Here is a 16,308-nt window from a genome sequence, read left to right on the forward strand (position 1 = left end):
CGCGGCGAGGCGGAAAAGTGAGCAGTGCGCGTCAGATTAGGTAAGCAAAAGTAAAAGATCAAGTGATCTTTAGCCTATTTTTTAGCACCTAAGGTCAGCAATACAATCGATCCCGACCTCTGACAGGAGCGCATGGCAATGTCGGCCACAACGACACCTTCCCCGCGAGCAGTGATTTTCGACGCCTACGGCACGTTGTTCGACGTGCATTCGGTGATCGCCGCCGCGGAGCAACTGTTCCCCGGCCACGGCGACGCGCTGTCACAGCTGTGGCGCCAGAAGCAGATCGAATACACGCAATTGCGCACGCTCGCCGCGCGCAGCGACGCCCCCGGCGAACACTACCGCCCGTTCTGGGACATCACGCTCGACGCGCTGCGCTTCGCCGCGAAAAGACTGCAGCTCACACTCGGCCCCGCGGCCGAAAAGCGGCTGATGGACGAATACGCGTGCCTGTCCGCATTTCCCGACGCGGTGCCCGTGCTGCGTGCGTTGCGCGAGGCCGCCGCCGCGCCACGCGTGGGGCTCGCGATTCTGTCAAACGGCAATCCGCAAATGCTCGATATCGCGGTCAAGAGCGCCGGCATGAATGCCCTCTTCGATCACGTGCTGTCGGTCGACGCCGTGCGCGCGTACAAACCCTCGCCTGCCGCGTATGCGCTCGGCCCCGACGCGTTCGGCGTGGCCGCGCGCGAGATCGTGTTCGTGTCGTCGAACGGCTGGGACGTCGCGGGCGCGACATGGTTCGGCTTCATGACATTCTGGCTGAACCGGCAGAACCTGCCCGTCGAAGAGCTCGGCGTGACGCCGCATGGCACCGGTAGCGGCATGAACGATCTGCTGGACTTTCTGCGCACACTCGCGACGTCGTCACGCTCGAGCGGCGGCCGTCGAACGAAAGTTCCTGGCAGTGGCAGTCGCAAGCGCGCCGGCCCGCGCGTATGACGGCGTCCCCCGCATTCGGCAATCCACTTCCCCTTTTCAACCTTCGCATTTTTGCAATCTGACCGACCAAGGAAAAAACATGGCTAATCCGCTGTCGTTGCCGCAAGGCATGGAAATCACCGGCGACATCAAGCCCGGCTTTGAAGCGATCCTCACCCGCGAAGCGCTGGAACTCGTCGCGGCCTTGCACCGTACGTTCGAGCCGCGCCGTCAGCAGTTGCTGCAGGCGCGCGTCGAGCGCGCGAAGCGGCTCGACGCGGGCGAGCGGCCCGACTTCCTCGCCGCCACGAAGAGCGTGCGCGAGGGCGACTGGAAGATCGCGCCGCTGCCGCAGGATCTGCAGTGCCGGCGCGTCGAGATCACCGGCCCCGTCGAGCGCAAGATGATCATCAACGCGCTCAATTCGGGCGCCGACTCCTACATGACCGACTTCGAGGATTCGAACGCGCCGAGCTGGGACAATCAGATCACCGGTCATATCAATCTGAAGGACGCGGTGCGCCGCACGATCTCGCTCGAACAGAACGGCAAGTCGTACCGGCTCAACGACAGGACCGCGACGCTGATCGTACGTCCGCGCGGCTGGCATCTCGACGAGAAGCACGTGAAGGTCGACGGCCAGCGCGTGTCGGGTGGCATCTTCGATTTCGCGCTGTACATGGTGCACAACGCGAAGGAGTTGATCGCGCGCGGCTCGGGTCCGTACTTCTATCTGCCGAAGATGGAGAGCCATCTCGAAGCGCGGCTGTGGAACGACCTCTTCGTCGCCGCGCAGGAAGCGGTCGGCGTGCCGCGCGGCACGATTCGCGCGACGGTGCTGATCGAGACGGTCGTCGCCGCGTTCGAAATGGACGAGATCCTGTACGAGCTGCGTGAACATAGCTCGGGCCTGAACGCGGGCCGCTGGGACTACATCTTCTCGGCGATCAAGAAGTTCAAGAGCGACCGCGACTTCTGCCTCGCCGATCGCTCGCAGATCACGATGACCTCGCCGTTCATGCGCGCGTACGCGTTGCTGCTGCTGAAGACCTGCCATCGCCGCAACGCGCCGGCGATCGGCGGCATGAGCGCGCTGATTCCGATCAGGAACGATGCGGCCGCGAACGACAAGGCGATGGCCGGCGTGCGTTCAGACAAGGCGCGCGACGCGGGCGACGGCTACGACGGCGGCTGGGTCGCGCATCCGGGCCTCGTGCCGGTCGCGATGGAAGAGTTCGTCAAGGTGCTCGGCGATCGGCCGAACCAGATCGGCAAGCAGCGCGTCGACGTGCTCGTGAGCGCGACCGACCTGCTCGACTTCCGCCCGGAAACGCCGATCACCGAAGCGGGCTTGCGCAACAACATCAACGTCGGCATTCACTACCTCGGTTCGTGGCTCGCGGGCAATGGCTGTGTGCCGATTCACAACCTGATGGAAGACGCGGCCACCGCCGAGATTTCGCGCTCGCAGGTGTGGCAGTGGATCCGCTCGCCGAAGGGCAAACTCGACGACGGTCGCAAGGTGACGGTCGAACTGGTGCGCGAGCTCGCGGCGCAGGAGCTCGACAAGGTCAAACAGACGGTGGGCGGAGATACGAAGCCGTATGAGCGTGCCGCGCAGCTCTTCGAGCAGATGTCGACCGCGGAGCAGTTCACCGATTTTCTGACGCTGCCGCTTTACGAAGAGATTTGATGGTGTTGACGATGCGGGCTCGAGCGCCTTGGGCCTGCTCGAGCCAGGGGACCCCATCGGCTTGAACGACGGCACGCCGCGGACATACGTGGCGCGCCGTTTTTTTTTGCTCGCCTTCGTGGACCAGCTCAGCGCGTGCGCCGATGTTCGACCCAATCTCCTGAACGGATCTCGGGCAGCCCTTTTACGGCGCTTGGCGCGACCGGATAGAAGCGGCAATTCACGACGTTGCCGTCCACTTTGACCATCACCTCACGTGCCAGAAAACGGGACTCGACGCCCGGATACACGGCTTCGATTTCGTCGAGCACCGCGACGAGCGCATCGTCGATTTCATAGACGTCGCCGAGCACGTCGATGCCCGCTTCGTCGACGACGAGACCCGGATAGTCGCCAAAATCGAACAGATGGCCGCGCACGGTGGTACTGCCGAGCAGGCTCGGTGCGGGGATGTCGTTGCGCGCGGCGGCTTCGCTGATGTCGTTGGTTTCACCGGCACGCAGCGTGCCGTAGACAAAGACGGTCTGCATCGTCGTTGAGTCTCCATGGTCAGAGGTGATGTCGGTGGCTCGGGGGCCATCGGGACATTATGCAACGGCGGCCCGTCGGCAACAGAAACTGGGCACGGCCTACAATGCTTGATGCCCGCGACGGTGAATGGCCTCGACCGCGCTTCGCCGTTGCCAGCTCCGTGATCCGAACCGACCTTGCCATGACCTCGTCCTCCGACTCCGACTTGTTGAGCCGCGTGCGTTTCGCCGACATACCGCCCGAGTTCGCGCCGAACGAGATGCATCCGATCCGCGTGCGCTCGCGGCCAATGCCGGCGGGCTGGCATATCGCGCGTCATACGCATGCCTGGGCGCAGGTCGCGTATGCGTCGCGCGGCGTGCTGCGGGTCGCAACGACGGGCACGACATGGATGGTGCCGCCATCGCGCGCAATCTGGTTGCCGCCGCATGTGACGCACGAAGTGGTCGCCGTCGAGGATGCGTTCCTGCGCACGCTGTACATCACCGAGAGTACGGTGCCGGCCGGGCTCGATACGCCGCGCGTCGTCGAAGTATCGAACCTGTTGCGCGAGGTGATTGCCGCGCTCGATACGCCTGGCCTGTCCGCCGCGCGCGAGCATCTGCTCGGCGCGCTCGCGCTCGATGAACTGACGCGCTCCGAGCCGTTGCCGCTGTCCGTGCCGATGCCCAGCGAAAAGCGCCTGCGCGCGCTGTGCGAGGCCGTGATCGCCGACCCGATGCATGGCGAGTCGCTCGAGCAGTGGGCATCGACGGTGGGCGCGAGCACGCGCACGATCGCGCGGCTGTTCCGCCAGGAGCTGGGTGTGAGTTTTTCGCAGTGGCGTCAGCAGGCGATTCTCGCGCGCGCCATTCCATTGTTGAGCCAGGGACGGCCGCTGTCGCACGTCGCGCAGGAACTGGGCTATCAGAGCCAGAGCGCCTTCTCCGCGATGTTCCGGCGTGCGTTCGGCGCGAGTCCACGCGCGTTTATCGAACGAGGCGCCGAGCATCGCGCGAGCAACGGCGAGCATGATGACGCGCAAGCGGATGATGAAACGGCACAGGATCAAGCCGGTTCGACGGACGTCGCCGAGCGGTGAATGGCGACAACTAGCGCTGCGCGTCGGCCATCGATGCGGGGCACGCCTCAAACCCGCCGCGCCAGATGACGGATTGCGCCTAGCTGCGCGAGCCGCGGCCCGGTGAGCTTATAGCCCTTGCGCAGATAGAGCCGCGCCGCCGGATTGTCGACGAACACGCGCAACTGCAACTCACGCAGCCCGCGCTCGCGCGCCCATTGATGCGAGATGTCGAGCAGGAAGGTACCGGCGCCAAGCCGACGATATCCTTCGGCGATCTGCACGTCGCGGATATGCAGCGAATCACCCTCTTCGGTGATACGCAGCACGCCCATCGGCACGCCATCCACTTCGAGAATGAAATTCTCCGATTCGCGCCAACTGCCGAGAAACAGATCGCTGCGCCACACCAGATGATGCCGGCGATAGTAGCCGCCCATGTTGTTGCGGGTCAGCGCCTCGGCAAACTCGAAATCGTCCATGCTGGCCGAGCGCAGATGAAACGGTGACGGAGCTTCGGTGGGATCGAACATGGCAGGACCGCGAGGATGAGTCGGATAAACGGTAAAACAGGCCGCGCGCGCTGGCAATGGCTGTTTGTCCCGAGCCTTTCGGGAGGCGGCCGGCAACGGCAGTAGAAACGGAGCGGTTACGGTCCTATGTGCAGGCGCCATCACCCGCTCACCAGCACGACGGCTGCGGATATACACGTTCGCATCGTCGGCACAGCGCACGAAGCAGTGGCCGCGCCGTTCCAGTTCCTTGTCCACCACGTCGAGCAACACGTTGGCCAGCAACGGCGGATCATCATGGCGCGGACAACAGGCTTCGTCGCTCACGGAAATAGGCGCAGCTTCACCGCGCGTGCCTCCCGATCGCCCCGCTTGCGCGGGCATCTGACGCAATTCCTGTCGCATCGACATGGCGCTGGACACTCCCTCCCGTTCGGCCCTTCATCACCAACTCCAGTGTCACCGACCTGTCCTGTGACTACTTACGGCCTCTGCTGACTTCTCGCTCCGGCTCGACGCCGTCGCCCTTTCAGGCATGAGGCGAGATCTCCCCAGGTAAGAGCGCACTCCTTCATGGCACAGCCGCCGCATTTACGCCGCTTCGTCCTGGTCACGAGAGCTTCGCGGTCTATTATTACCCGCCCGCCCTGCTTGGCAACGCCTTCTATGCGGTTCTTGTTTATCGGCTCGCGACTTACGCTCCACGCTTCCTTCCCACATTCGGCCGCCGTCATGCAGTTGCGCTTCACTTCATTCGCTGTGACCAGCTCATGGCGGGACTTGCACTCGCAGGAGTGCGCCCATGCTGGGCGCACAATAAAAAAAGCCCACTTCTTGCGAAGTGGGCTTTCTCAAATCTGGCGGAGCGGACGGGACTCGAACCCGCGACCCCCGGCGTGACAGGCCGGTATTCTAACCAACTGAACTACCGCTCCAGATTTTGCATCGCAGCCTGCGAGCCATACTCTCAGCTTGCTGCACCGTTCAAACTTCCAACCGAACGACGCCGATGTTCTGGCGTCCCCTAGGGGATTCGAACCCCTGTACTCACCGTGAAAGGGTGATGTCCTAGGCCTCTAGACGAAGGGGACAACGTACTGCTTACACCTTTAATGAAAAAGCCCGTTCAAGTATGTGTGAACGGGCTTTGTCTGGCGGAGTGGACGGGACTCGAACCCGCGACCCCCGGCGTGACAGGCCGGTATTCTAACCGACTGAACTACCACTCCAGTCTTTACACCCTGCTTGCGAGCGTCGGTTAATTCTCTGCAAGCTGCGCTGCTTTACTACTACTCGAATACTAAAGCGACGCTGATGTTTGGCGTCCCCTAGGGGATTCGAACCCCTGTACTCACCGTGAAAGGGTGATGTCCTAGGCCTCTAGACGAAGGGGACAAATTCTTTTCAGATCCGTCTCAATTCGCTTTTGACTTGATCAACTCGCGCTAACTTTTCAGTTAATTCGCCAAGCTATTTTCAGGTCAACAGCGAAGACCGCTACTTTACTACATTTCAGCGATTTGTGAAGTCTTTTTTCTACAACTATCAGACTTCTTAACCACTTTCACCTCTTTGCTCTGTTGGTGGAGGTAAGCGGGATCGAACCGCTGACCTCTTGCATGCCATGCAAGCGCTCTCCCAGCTGAGCTATACCCCCGCGCACATCAGAGAAACGAGATTTTAGAGGGCGATCTGCGCTTTGTAAATACCCTTTGAGCGATTACATGCGGATTTTTCCGGCGGCATGCGAAACCTCTGACGCACGCCGCCAACGGATTAGCCAAGCGCTTTTTCGATGCGGCTAACGACGACGTCGCGACCGAACAGCATCAGCACGCTATCGATCGACGGTGTATGCGTCGTACCCGCCACCAGCAGACGCACCGGCATCGCGAGCTGCGGCATCTTCAGGTTGTGCGTGCCGAGCGTCGCTTTCAGCGCGGCGGCGATCGCCTCCTTGGTCCATTCGACCGTATTCAATGCAGCGGCCAGATCAGCGAGCGCCGGACGAACCGCGTCGGTGACGTGCTGTGCAAGCGACTCAGCGTCGGGTGCCGGCGTGCGATAGAACATCGCGGCGTTCTGCGCGATCTCCTTCACGGTCGACGCCCGATCCTTCATCAGGCCCACCACGCCCGTCAGATCCGGACCTTGGGCGAGTGTGGCTTCGTCGATGCCGAGCTCCGCGAAGAACGGTTTCGCCAGTTCGGCGAGGCGTGCGTTGTCGGCTTCCTTGATGTAGTGCGCGTTGAGCCAGTTCAGCTTGTCATGGTCGTACTGCGCCGGCGACTTGCCGAGGTGCTCGAGATCGAACCACTCGACGAACTGCTCGCGCGTGAAAATCTCCGCGTCACCATGCGACCAGCCGAGGCGCGCCAGATAGTTGACGACCGCTTCCGGCAGATACCCCGCATCGCGATAACCCATCACGCTCATTGCGCCGTGGCGCTTGCTCATCTTCTCGCCCTGCTCGTTCAGCACGGTCGGCAGGTGTGCATACACCGGCGGCTCGCCACCGAGCGCGCGCAGTATGTTGATCTGGCGCGGCGTGTTGTTGACGTGGTCGTCGCCACGAATCACGTGAGTAATGCGCATGTCGAGATCGTCGACGACGACGCAGAAGTTATACGTCGGCGTGCCGTCCGGACGCGCGATCACGAGGTCGTCGAGTTCTTCGTTCGAGATTTCGATGCGGCCTTTCACCGCGTCGTCCCACGCGACCACGCCGGTCAGCGGATTGCGAAACCTTAGCACCGGCTTCACGCCCACGGGCGGCTCCGGCAGCACCTTGCCCGGCTCCGGGCGCCACGTGCCGTCGTAGCGCGGCTTTTCGCCTGCTTCGCGCTGGCGCTCGCGCAGCGCGTCGAGCTCTTCGGTCGACATGTAGCACGGATAGACGAGCCCCGCCTCCTGCATCTGCTTCAGCACTTCGCGGTACCGGTCCATGCGCTGCATCTGGTAGAACGGGCCTTCGTCGAAATCGAGGCCGAGCCACGCCATGCCTTCGAGAATCGCGTCGACGGATTCGGTCGTGGAGCGCTCGAGGTCGGTGTCCTCGACCCGCAGCACGAAGGTCCCTTTCATCTTGCGCGCGAACGCCCACGGATACAGCGCGGAGCGGATGTTGCCCAGGTGGATGAAGCCGGTGGGACTCGGTGCGAAACGGGTACGAACGGAGGTGGTCATTAGCGGTTACTCGGAAAACAGGCGCCGGCGCTCAGGCGAACATGACTGCGAAGCGCGGCAGCGAAGCGTGCCCATGCTGCGCGCGACGTCGCGCACGGCCACGAGGGAATAAGTGCAAGAGCCGAATTATACCTTCCGCACGCGGGTTGCCGCCCTCGTCCGAACGGCCTATGGCGCATGGGCGAACGGCGTCCGGACATCTGCGTACGCACCTTCCCAGCGCTCGCCCAACTCATCTTGAAAAAGCGCCGCGTCAGTTCCGAATACTTCCTCTGCAACGTTTCATTACAGCGGACCGCGCGAGCCGATCGTTTGCATTAAGATGTGCGCGCGCTGCGATGCGGGCTTACCGCACATCGATCCGATCCGGAGCGAACACCGCTGCAAGCGCGCGCAATCGCCGTCGGCGATCCGCCCGGTCTGACCTCAGCCTGATCGCGGTACGCGCGACGCCGCTCGCGTCGCGCGCGCCGTTGCTGGAGAACTCGTTGAAACCCTCATCCCCGAACTTGAGCCGCCGCAGCTTTTCGCTGGCGGCCGCATCCGCGGTGCTTGCCGCCTGCACCACGACCGCCGGCAAACTCGATGGCGCGCCGATCACCGTGACGCCCGCCGTTCCCCCGCCGCCTGAAAAAGCGCAACAGAAGCCGGTTCGCGTCGCGCTCGCTCTCGGCGGGGGCGCCGCGCGCGGCTTTGCGCACATCGGCGTCATCAAGGCTCTCGAGGCGCGCAATATCCAGATCGACCTGATTGCCGGCACGAGCGCCGGCTCCGTCGTCGGCGCGCTGTACGCGTCGGGCATGAACGGCTTCGCGCTGAACAAGCTCGCGCTGTCGATGGACGAAGCGTCGATCAGCGACTGGGCGATGCCGTTTCGTACGCGCGGCTTCCTGCAGGGCGTTGCGCTGCAGAACTACCTGAACACGACGCTGAACAACCGCCCGATCGAGAAGATGGCGAGGCCGCTCGGCGTGGTCGCGACCGATCTGCAAACCGGCCAGCCGATCCTGTTCCAGCGTGGCAACACCGGCATCGCGGTGCGCGCGTCATGCAGCGTGCCGTCGATTTTCGAGCCGGTGAAGATCGGCGGTCACGAGTACGTGGATGGGGGTCTCGTGAGTCCGGTACCGGCGTCGTTCGCGCGCAAGATGGGCGCGGATTTCGTGATCGCCGTCGATATCTCCCAGCGACCGGAAACCGGCGTCACGGCAAGCTCGTTCGACGTATTGATGCAGACCTTCACGATCATGGGCCAGACGATCAAGGCCTACGAGCTCGACAAGTACGCCGACGTGGTAATCCGGCCGAATCTCGCGACGATGAGCGGCAGCGATTTCTCACAGCGCAACGCCGCGATCCTCGCCGGCGAGGAAGCGGTCGCGAAGATGATGCCGGAGTTGCAGCGCAAGCTCGCCGCGCGGCGCATGGGAGCCTGAAAGCCCGGCGACGCACGGTCGCTGTGCGTCGCCATGGCAAAAATGCGCGCATCAAACGCAAAAAGCCTGCTTCGAACGAAGCAGGCTTTTTTATCGCCAGGCCTGGCGCCGAATCAGTTATTCCCGCCGATCGTCGCGGTCACGCGCTTGCGCAGATCGTCGGCCTGATACGAGGTCTCGATCCGACGCGCACCCGTAAAGCGCTTTTCCCAGTAGCCGTCATCCATGTCGTCGACGCGGATCGTGCTGCCGGTGGACGGCGAGTGCACGAACTTGTTGTCGCCGATATAGATGCCGACGTGCGAGAACGTGCGGCGCATCGTATTGAAGAACACCAGATCGCCCGGCTTCAGGTCGCTTACCCGCACCTTCTCGCCCAGGCGGCTCATTTCCTCGGCGCGGCGCGGCAGCGCGAGACCGAGCGTGTCCTGGAACACGTAGCGCACGAAACCGCTGCAATCGAGCCCCGAATCAGGCGTATTGCCGCCCCAACGGTAGCGAACGCCGATCATGTTCAACGCGCCGACCACCACGTCGCCCGCTTTGCCGGCCATGCCCGAAAGGAACGATTTGGCGCTGCCGCTTTCGCTGCCTGCGGCCTTGGTTTGGGGAGTGAGAAGGGAGAGAGGATCCGAGCCGTTGGTGGGCGGATATGAGGCATTCTGATTAAAACCGCTTACTTCGTCGGCGAACGCGCCGGGAGCTGCTGCCATCAAGACGCCAATGAACATCCCGGCGACGACGCGCGTGCAAGCCTGGGTGAAGTTTCTGTGCTGCATTGGTCGGTAGTTTTTGCCAAAAAATCAGGGGTCTAGAAAAAAAGTTTGCTCGATACTAGCCAGTAAGTATTTGCCTGTCAAAAGGAATAGGAAAAATCAATCGACGGACGCACTCAATTGGGGAAAGGGTGAAAAATCAACGATCAAGCGCCGCTTTCAGCAGCTTTCGCGTGTAAGGATGCGCGGGTGCAGTAAAAATTTTCTCGACTTCGCCGGTCTCGACGATCGATCCGTTTTGCATCACCACGACTCGGTGCGCCATCGCCCCGATCACTTCCAGGTCGTGACTGATGAATACGAAGCCGAGGTTGTATTTGTGCTGCAAACCGGTGAGCAGCTTGAGCACCTGCTGCTGGATCGATACGTCCAGCGCGCTGGTCGGTTCGTCGAGGATCAGCACGCGCGGCTCCAGTACCAGCGCGCGCGCGATCGCGATGCGCTGCCGCTGCCCGCCCGAAAATTCATGCGGATAGCGATACAGCGCGGTGCGGTCGATGCCGACTTCGCGCAGCACCGCGACGACCTTGTCGCGCCGCGCCTGCGGAGTCATCTGCGGCCGATGCAGCGCGAGCCCCTCACCGACGATCCGCTCGATCGTCTGCCGCGGCGAAAGCGAACTAAAAGGGTCTTGAAAGACGACCTGCATATTCGAGCGCAGCGCGGTCTTTTCGGCGCCGCGATAGCTCGCGAGCGCCCTGCCCTGAAACTGGATCTCGCCATGCGCGGTGCGCTGCAGACCGAGCAGTGCCATCGCGAGCGTCGACTTGCCCGATCCCGATTCACCGACGATCCCGAGCGTCTCGCCCTGGCGCACCGACACGTTCGCCGCGTCGACCGCGCGAAACCGCCCCGCGCCGAACCAGCCACGCAGGCCGGTCAGTTTCGTTCTGAAGTCGACCGCCACGTCGCGCGCTTCGAGCAGCACCGGCGAGATCGGCAGCACCGGCACGACCTCGCGCTGCGGCCGGCTCGCGAGCAGCCGCAGGGTGTACGGATGGCGCGGCGCCTCGAACACCTGCTCGACCGTGCCGGTTTCGACCAGCACGCCTCGCTCCATCACCGCGACGCGCTGCGCGAAGTGACGCACGAGGTTCAGGTCGTGCGTGATCAGCAGCACGGCCATGCCGCGCTTTTGTGCTTCGTCGCGCTGCAGTTCCAGCAGAAGCTCGACGATTTGCGCGCGAATCGTCACGTCGAGCGCGGTGGTCGGCTCGTCGGCGAGCAACAGGCGCGGCCGGCAGGCGAGCGCCATCGCGATCATCGCGCGCTGCCGCTGCCCGCCCGAGAGCTGATGCGGGTAGCTGTTGATGCGCCTCTCCGGCTCGGTGATGCCGGTGCGCGCGAGCAGCGCGACCGCCCGCCTGCACGCTTCGGCCGCGCTGACGCCGTCATGCACGACGATCGTTTCCGCAATCTGGTCGCCGATCGTATACAGCGGATTGAGCGCGGTCATCGGTTCCTGGAAGATCATCGCGATGTCCGAGCCGCGCAGGCCACGCATCGCACGCTCGCTCTTCGCGAGCAGATCTTTGCCATCGAAGCGGATCGCCCCGCTCACCTGCGCGTCGTTCAGCAGGCGCAGCACCGACAGCGCGGTCACGCTCTTGCCCGAGCCGGACTCGCCGACGAGCGCGACGCGTTCACCGCGCGCGATCGCGAGCGTGACGTCGTCGACGGCCACCGTGTCGCCGAACGCGACACGCAGATGGTCGAGTTCGAGCAGCGGCGTGTCCGTCGATCGCGGATCGATTTGCGGCGGCGCGCTCATTGACCACCTCCGGCGTGTATCGCATCGGAGATACGCGTGTCGAGCGCGTTGCGCAGCGCGTCGCCCATGAAGGTCAATAGCAGCAGCATCGCCACCAGCACGCCGAAGGTCGACACCGAGATCCACCACGCGTCGAGATTCGCCTTGCCCTGAGCGAGCAGTTCGCCCAGGCTCGGCGTCGGCGGCGGCACGCCGAGGCCGAGGAAGTCGAGACTCGTCAGCGCGAGAATCGCGCTGCTCATGCTGAACGGCAGGAACGTGATGACCGGCGTCAGACTGTTGGGCAACACGTGACGCCACATGATCTGCCGATGCGACAGGCCCATCGCGCGCGCGGCGCGCACGTAGTCCTGCTGGCGATTGCGCAGGAACTCGGCGCGCACGTAGTCGGACAGGCCGATCCAGTTGAACAGCGACAGCAGCACGATCAAAAGAGCGAAGCTGCGCTCGAAGATCGATGAAAAGATGATCAGCAGATAGAGCTGCGGCATCGCGTTCCAGATCTCGATCAGACGCTGCCCGACGATGTCCGTTCGCCCTCCGAAGTAACCTTGCACCGCCCCCGCGGCGATGCCGACGATCGTGCTGATCACGGTCAGCACGAGGCCGAACACGACCGACACGCCGAAGCCGTACAGCAGACGCGCGAACACATCGCGGCCGCGGTCGTCGGTGCCGAGCCAGTTCTCGCGCGACGGTGGCGCCGGGTTGGGCGTCTTCGAAAAGTAATTGAGCGTGTCGTAGTAGTAATGATTCGGCGGATACAGGGCGAAGTTGCCCGGCGCATCGAAGCGGTGACGGATGTACGGATCGAGATAATCGGCCGGCGTGGGGAAGTCGCCACCGAAGGTGGTCTCGGCGTAGGTCTTGACGAGCGGGAAATACAGATGGCCGTTGTAGCGCACGACGACCGGCTTGTCGTTCGACCACAGCGGCCCCACGAGGCTCGCCGCGAACGCGACGACGAAGATGATCAGGCTCCAGTAGCCGAGACGCTGCTGGCGAAAACGCTGCCACACGCGACGCGCCGGCGACGGCGACATCAGTGCCCGCGCGGGTTCGGTGCGCGCCGCCGCGTCGGCGGAAAGGCGGGCTCGATTCATCAGCGCTCCAGTTGTTCGAATTGGATGCGGGGATCGACCCACACATAGCAAAGGTCGGAGATCAGCCGCGTGACGAGGCCGATCAGCGTGAACAGATACAACGTGCCGAGCACGACCGGATAGTCCCGCCGCATCACCGATTCATACGACAGCAACCCGAGCCCGTCGAGCGAGAACAGCGTTTCGATCAGCAGGCTGCCGGTGAAGAACGCGCCGATGAACGCGCCCGGGAAATTGACGATCAGCGGCAGCAGCGCATTGCGAAACACGTGCTTCCACAACACGCGCCGCTCGGACAAACCTTTGGCACGCGCGGTCAGCACGTACTGCTTGCGGATTTCGTCGAGAAACGCGTTCTTCGTCAGCATCGTGACGACCGCGAAGCTGCCCACCACCGACGCCGTGATCGGCAGCGTGATATGCCATAGATAGTCGAGGATCTTGCCGACGAGGCTCAACTGGTCCCAGTTGTCGGAAGTGAGGTTGCGCAGCGGAAACAGCTGCAGGAACGTGCCGCCGCCGAACAGCACGAGCAGCAGCACGCCGAGCACGAAGCCCGGAATCGCGTAGCCGACCAGCACGACGAGGCTCGTCGCGATATCGAAGTGCGAGCCGTTGCGCACCGCCTTCGCGATGCCGAGCGGCACCGATATCAGATAGGTGAGAAAGAACGTCCACAGGCCGATGCTGATCGACACCGGCAGCTTCGACACGATCAGCGACAACACGCTCTGATGACGGAAATAGCTCTGGCCGAGATCGAAGGTCGCGAAGCGCTTGAGCATCAGCACGTAGCGTTCGAGCGGCGGTTTGTCGAAGCCGTACAACTGCTTCAGTTGCGCGATCTGTTGCGCATCGACGCCGCTATGCGAGCGCAGCCCGAACGGCGAGGCGCCCTCCGCGCCCTTGCGCAGTTCGTGCTGCATCTGCTCGACGGGGCCGCCCGGCACGAACTGGATCACGACGAAGGTCAGCGTCAGCACGCCGAGCAGCGTCGGGATCATCAGCAGCAGGCGTTTGAGGATGTAGCTCCACATAGGCGGTGTTCCAGTGCGAACGCGTTGGTGGGGGCGATGGATCTGCGGATCAGTCGGCGCTGCCCGTGGGCGTGCGCGCCCGCGGATCCTCGTACCACCACATCGTCGTGATCCAGCCTTCCGCGCCATAGTACAGCGGCAAAGTCTTCGGCCACGCGAGCCCGCGCTTGAACGCGACGCGATGCGTGCCGCTGTACCAGTGCGGCACCACATAGTAGCCATGCATCAGCAGACGGTCGAGCGCGTGCGCGGCATCGGTCAGCTGCTCGCGCGTTTGCGCATGCACGAGCGCGTTCAACACCGCGTCGACGGCCGGCGACTTCAGGCCGATCGCGTTGTCCGAGCCGGGGGTATCGGCGGCCTTGCTGCCGAAGCGGGTGATCTGCTCGGAGCCCGGCACCTGCACGTCGGGCATGCGAATCGTCGTCACGTCGAAGTCGAATGCGTCGAGCCGCTTCTGATAGACCGCGAAGTCGGTGGTGCGGAAGTTCGCGGTAATGCCGAGCTTTTGCAGATTGCGCGTGAAGGTGGCGATGATCGGCTCCATCGACGAGGCCGAACCCGAGTCGTCGAGTATCTCGAACTGGAACGGCTCGCCCTTCGCGTTGCGCAGCGCGCCGTCACGATAGGTCCAGCCGGCCTGCTGCAGCAGATCGCGCGCCTGTAGCAGATTCGCGCGCAGCGAGCCGGGCGGATCGGTATCGGGCTGCTTCGGCGGCGGCCCGAATACCGCCGGGTCGAGTTGGGCGCGAAACGGCTCCAGCAGCGCGAGCTCGCCAGGCGAAGGCAGCCCCTTCGCCTGCCATTCGGTGTTGGCGAAATAGCTGTCGATGCGCGTGTACTGGTTGAAAAACAGCTGGCGGTTCAGCCACTGAAAGTCGAGCGCGAGATCGAGCGCCTTGCGCACCCGCACATCCTGGAACAGCGGCCGGCGCGTGTTCAGGAAAAAGCCCTGCATGCCGGTGCCGTTGTGCTGCGCAAACTCGCGCTTGATCAACTCGCCACGGTCGAACTTCTTGCCGACGTCGCGCCGCACCCAGTTGCGCGCGATATATTCGACCAGCGCGTCGTACTCGCCAGCCTTGAACGCCTCGAGCCGCGCGGTGCTATCGGCATACAGCTTGTAGACGATGCGATCGAAGTTGTTCATGCCGACGCGCACCGGCAGATCGGCGCCCCAATAGTGCGGGTCGCGTTTGAACGTGATCGTGCGGCCGTTGTCGTAGCTGTCGATCAGATACGGCCCGCTGCCGACTGGCTTTTCGAATGCGAGCTGGTCGAACGGAACACGGCTGCCGTCGGGCTTCATCCCCCACTTGCGCGAGAACACCGGCATGCTGCCCGCGAGCAGCGGCAACTCGCGATCGCGCTCGCGAAACTCGAAGCGCACCGTGGCCGGATCGACGACGACCGCACGCTTGATCTCGCTGAAAAGCGATGCGAACTGCGGCGCGGCCTGCGGGCTCTTCAGCGTGTCGAGAGAGAACTTGACGTCGTCGGCGGTCACAGGGTCGCCGTTCGAAAAGCGCGCGCGCGGATTGATGTGGAACGTGACCGACAGGCCGTCGGGCGCGACGACGATGTCGTCGGCGAGCAGCCCGTAGGCGGACGCGACTTCGTCGCTGCTGCCGATCGTCAGGCTCTCGAACATCAATTCGAGGCCGGGCGCCGCATTGCCACGCAGAGTGAACGGATTGAACTTGTCGAAGCTCGTTAGACGGCTCGGGTTCGCGAGCACGAGCGTGCCGCCTTTCGGCGCATCGGGATTGACGTAGTCGAAGTGCTTGAAGCCGGCCGGATATTTGGGCTCGCCGTATTGCGCGATCGCATGCGCGGCATGCGCGTGCGGCGCGACGAGCAGACTCGCGCACAGCAACGCGACGGCGAGCGCGGCGCGCAAGGGTCCGTGGATCACGCTGTGTCGAAGTCCCTCAGGCGTTTGAACCCGTCGCGAGCCAGTTGTCATGGAGTCGTGCTGGTAAATGGGCAGTGGCGATGTGGGGGATTCTACCCAATTAGCTTGCGCGATCTGGCGGCCGACTGCGACGAAATGCGTCAGCGACGGATGTTTCAGCAATCGGGTAGGAGGCGGGGTTGCCCCCGCCGTCCTCCCACAACACCGGACGTACGGATCACGTATCCGGCGTTTCCTGACGACTGGATTGCTCCAGCGAGCTTCGTTTCGTTCGTCGTGTCGCCTGTCGTTCAATGGACACCCCAACCTCTCTCAGGCTTCCGGCCGTCAAGTTTGATCGCAGGCTCCCGGCTGTGCCGAGACT

The 16,308-nt window shown here is 63.4% G+C and carries 12 protein-coding genes, 5 tRNA genes and 1 pseudogene; 4 read left to right on the forward strand and 14 right to left on the reverse strand.

The features are described 5' to 3' along the window. Window positions 1-138 precede the first annotated feature (138 nt). Both OKW27_RS21335 and aceB read left to right on the forward strand, forming a co-directional pair. A complete protein-coding gene (locus tag OKW27_RS21335) occupies window positions 139-945 on the forward strand; it encodes a haloacid dehalogenase type II (protein WP_429334783.1) in 807 nt (268 codons plus the stop codon). 79 nt (window positions 946-1,024) lie between these two features. After that, window positions 1,025-2,617, forward strand: coding sequence for a malate synthase A (aceB, locus tag OKW27_RS21340; protein WP_429334784.1), 1,593 nt, complete (start codon window positions 1,025-1,027; stop codon window positions 2,615-2,617). 128 nt (window positions 2,618-2,745) lie between these two features. On the opposite strand, the gene OKW27_RS21345 is transcribed toward aceB, so the two are convergent. After that, window positions 2,746-3,147: a gamma-glutamylcyclotransferase family protein gene (locus OKW27_RS21345; RefSeq protein ID WP_187610454.1), complete on the reverse strand. Its 402-nt coding sequence runs from the start codon at window positions 3,145-3,147 to the stop codon at window positions 2,746-2,748. Between the two features lie 182 nt (window positions 3,148-3,329). Between OKW27_RS21345 and OKW27_RS21350 the strand changes: the two genes are divergently transcribed. Then, window positions 3,330-4,229, forward strand: coding sequence for an AraC family transcriptional regulator (locus tag OKW27_RS21350; RefSeq protein ID WP_429334785.1), 900 nt, complete (start codon window positions 3,330-3,332; stop codon window positions 4,227-4,229). Window positions 4,230-4,276: 47 nt separating this feature from the next. Here the strand turns inward: OKW27_RS21350 and OKW27_RS21355 are convergent, their stop codons facing one another. The 8 genes and pseudogenes from OKW27_RS21355 to gltX all read right to left on the reverse strand — a co-directional run bounded on the left by OKW27_RS21355 (window position 4,277) and on the right by gltX (window position 7,906). After that, a complete protein-coding gene (locus OKW27_RS21355; protein WP_090800638.1) occupies window positions 4,277-4,741 on the reverse strand; it encodes a GNAT family N-acetyltransferase in 465 nt (154 codons plus the stop codon). Between the two features lie 123 nt (window positions 4,742-4,864). Further along, window positions 4,865-5,008 (reverse strand): annotated as a pseudogene (locus tag OKW27_RS21360) (group II intron reverse transcriptase/maturase); the annotation flags it as partial. Between the two features lie 570 nt (window positions 5,009-5,578). Next, window positions 5,579-5,655, reverse strand: a tRNA-Asp gene (locus tag OKW27_RS21365). An 80-nt stretch (window positions 5,656-5,735) separates the two neighbouring features. Further along, window positions 5,736-5,811 (reverse strand) — tRNA-Glu (locus OKW27_RS21370). 61 nt (window positions 5,812-5,872) lie between these two features. Beyond that, window positions 5,873-5,949, reverse strand: a tRNA-Asp gene (locus OKW27_RS21375). Window positions 5,950-6,039: 90 nt separating this feature from the next. Further along, window positions 6,040-6,115: transfer RNA gene (locus tag OKW27_RS21380), tRNA-Glu, on the reverse strand. Between the two features lie 186 nt (window positions 6,116-6,301). Then, window positions 6,302-6,377, reverse strand: a tRNA-Ala gene (locus OKW27_RS21385). A 119-nt stretch (window positions 6,378-6,496) separates the two neighbouring features. Continuing rightward, window positions 6,497-7,906 (reverse strand): glutamate--tRNA ligase, encoded by a 1,410-nt coding sequence (gene gltX, locus OKW27_RS21390; protein ID WP_429334786.1) that lies wholly within the window; start codon window positions 7,904-7,906, stop codon window positions 6,497-6,499. 488 nt (window positions 7,907-8,394) lie between these two features. Between gltX and OKW27_RS21395 the strand changes: the two genes are divergently transcribed. Further along, entirely contained in the window at window positions 8,395-9,342 is a 948-nt protein-coding gene (locus OKW27_RS21395) for a patatin-like phospholipase family protein (RefSeq protein WP_429334787.1), read from the forward strand. Window positions 9,343-9,455: 113 nt separating this feature from the next. On the opposite strand, the gene OKW27_RS21400 is transcribed toward OKW27_RS21395, so the two are convergent. The 5 genes from OKW27_RS21400 to OKW27_RS21420 form a co-directional block, all read right to left on the reverse strand. Beyond that, on the reverse strand, window positions 9,456-10,121 hold the full coding sequence (locus tag OKW27_RS21400; protein ID WP_090800645.1) for a C40 family peptidase: 666 nt from the start codon (window positions 10,119-10,121) through the stop codon (window positions 9,456-9,458). A 136-nt stretch (window positions 10,122-10,257) separates the two neighbouring features. Beyond that, entirely contained in the window at window positions 10,258-11,889 is a 1,632-nt protein-coding gene (locus OKW27_RS21405; protein WP_429334788.1) for an ABC transporter ATP-binding protein, read from the reverse strand. Continuing rightward, window positions 11,886-12,992, reverse strand: a complete 1,107-nt coding sequence (locus OKW27_RS21410; RefSeq protein WP_429334789.1) for an ABC transporter permease — start codon at window positions 12,990-12,992, stop codon at window positions 11,886-11,888. Before OKW27_RS21410 ends, OKW27_RS21405 begins: the two co-directional genes overlap by 4 nt. Beyond that, the gene (locus OKW27_RS21415; RefSeq protein WP_090800650.1) at window positions 12,992-14,029 is read right to left on the reverse strand and encodes a microcin C ABC transporter permease YejB; all 1,038 of its coding nucleotides are present in this window, start codon (window positions 14,027-14,029) and stop codon (window positions 12,992-12,994) included. Before OKW27_RS21415 ends, OKW27_RS21410 begins: the two co-directional genes overlap by 1 nt. Window positions 14,030-14,078: 49 nt before the next feature. Continuing rightward, window positions 14,079-15,995 carry an extracellular solute-binding protein gene (locus OKW27_RS21420; RefSeq protein ID WP_090800652.1) on the reverse strand — a complete coding sequence of 639 codons (1,917 nt, stop codon included), beginning with the start codon at window positions 15,993-15,995 and terminating at the stop codon, window positions 14,079-14,081. Between the last annotated feature and the right edge of the window lie 313 nt (window positions 15,996-16,308).

This window comes from Paraburkholderia sp. 35.1, assembly GCF_050436525.1.
GTDB lineage: Bacteria > Pseudomonadota > Gammaproteobacteria > Burkholderiales > Burkholderiaceae > Paraburkholderia > Paraburkholderia tuberum.

Excerpts from the sequence above, each read along its gene's own strand:
- OKW27_RS21335 (WP_429334783.1), top strand. The coding sequence starts at position 139 with ATGTCGGCCACAACGACACCTTCCCCGCGAGCAGTGATTTTCGACGCC.
- aceB (WP_429334784.1), top strand. The coding sequence starts at position 1,025 with ATGGCTAATCCGCTGTCGTTGCCGCAAGGCATGGAAATCACCGGCGAC.
- OKW27_RS21345 (WP_187610454.1), bottom strand. The coding sequence starts at position 3,147 with ATGCAGACCGTCTTTGTCTACGGCACGCTGCGTGCCGGTGAAACCAAC.
- OKW27_RS21350 (WP_429334785.1), top strand. The coding sequence starts at position 3,330 with ATGACCTCGTCCTCCGACTCCGACTTGTTGAGCCGCGTGCGTTTCGCC.
- OKW27_RS21355 (WP_090800638.1), bottom strand. The coding sequence starts at position 4,741 with ATGTTCGATCCCACCGAAGCTCCGTCACCGTTTCATCTGCGCTCGGCC.
- gltX (WP_429334786.1), bottom strand. The coding sequence starts at position 7,906 with ATGACCACCTCCGTTCGTACCCGTTTCGCACCGAGTCCCACCGGCTTC.
- OKW27_RS21400 (WP_090800645.1), bottom strand. The coding sequence starts at position 10,121 with ATGCAGCACAGAAACTTCACCCAGGCTTGCACGCGCGTCGTCGCCGGG.
- OKW27_RS21405 (WP_429334788.1), bottom strand. The coding sequence starts at position 11,889 with ATGAGCGCGCCGCCGCAAATCGATCCGCGATCGACGGACACGCCGCTG.
- OKW27_RS21410 (WP_429334789.1), bottom strand. The coding sequence starts at position 12,992 with ATGAATCGAGCCCGCCTTTCCGCCGACGCGGCGGCGCGCACCGAACCC.
- OKW27_RS21415 (WP_090800650.1), bottom strand. The coding sequence starts at position 14,029 with ATGTGGAGCTACATCCTCAAACGCCTGCTGCTGATGATCCCGACGCTG.
- OKW27_RS21420 (WP_090800652.1), bottom strand. The coding sequence starts at position 15,995 with ATGACAACTGGCTCGCGACGGGTTCAAACGCCTGAGGGACTTCGACAC.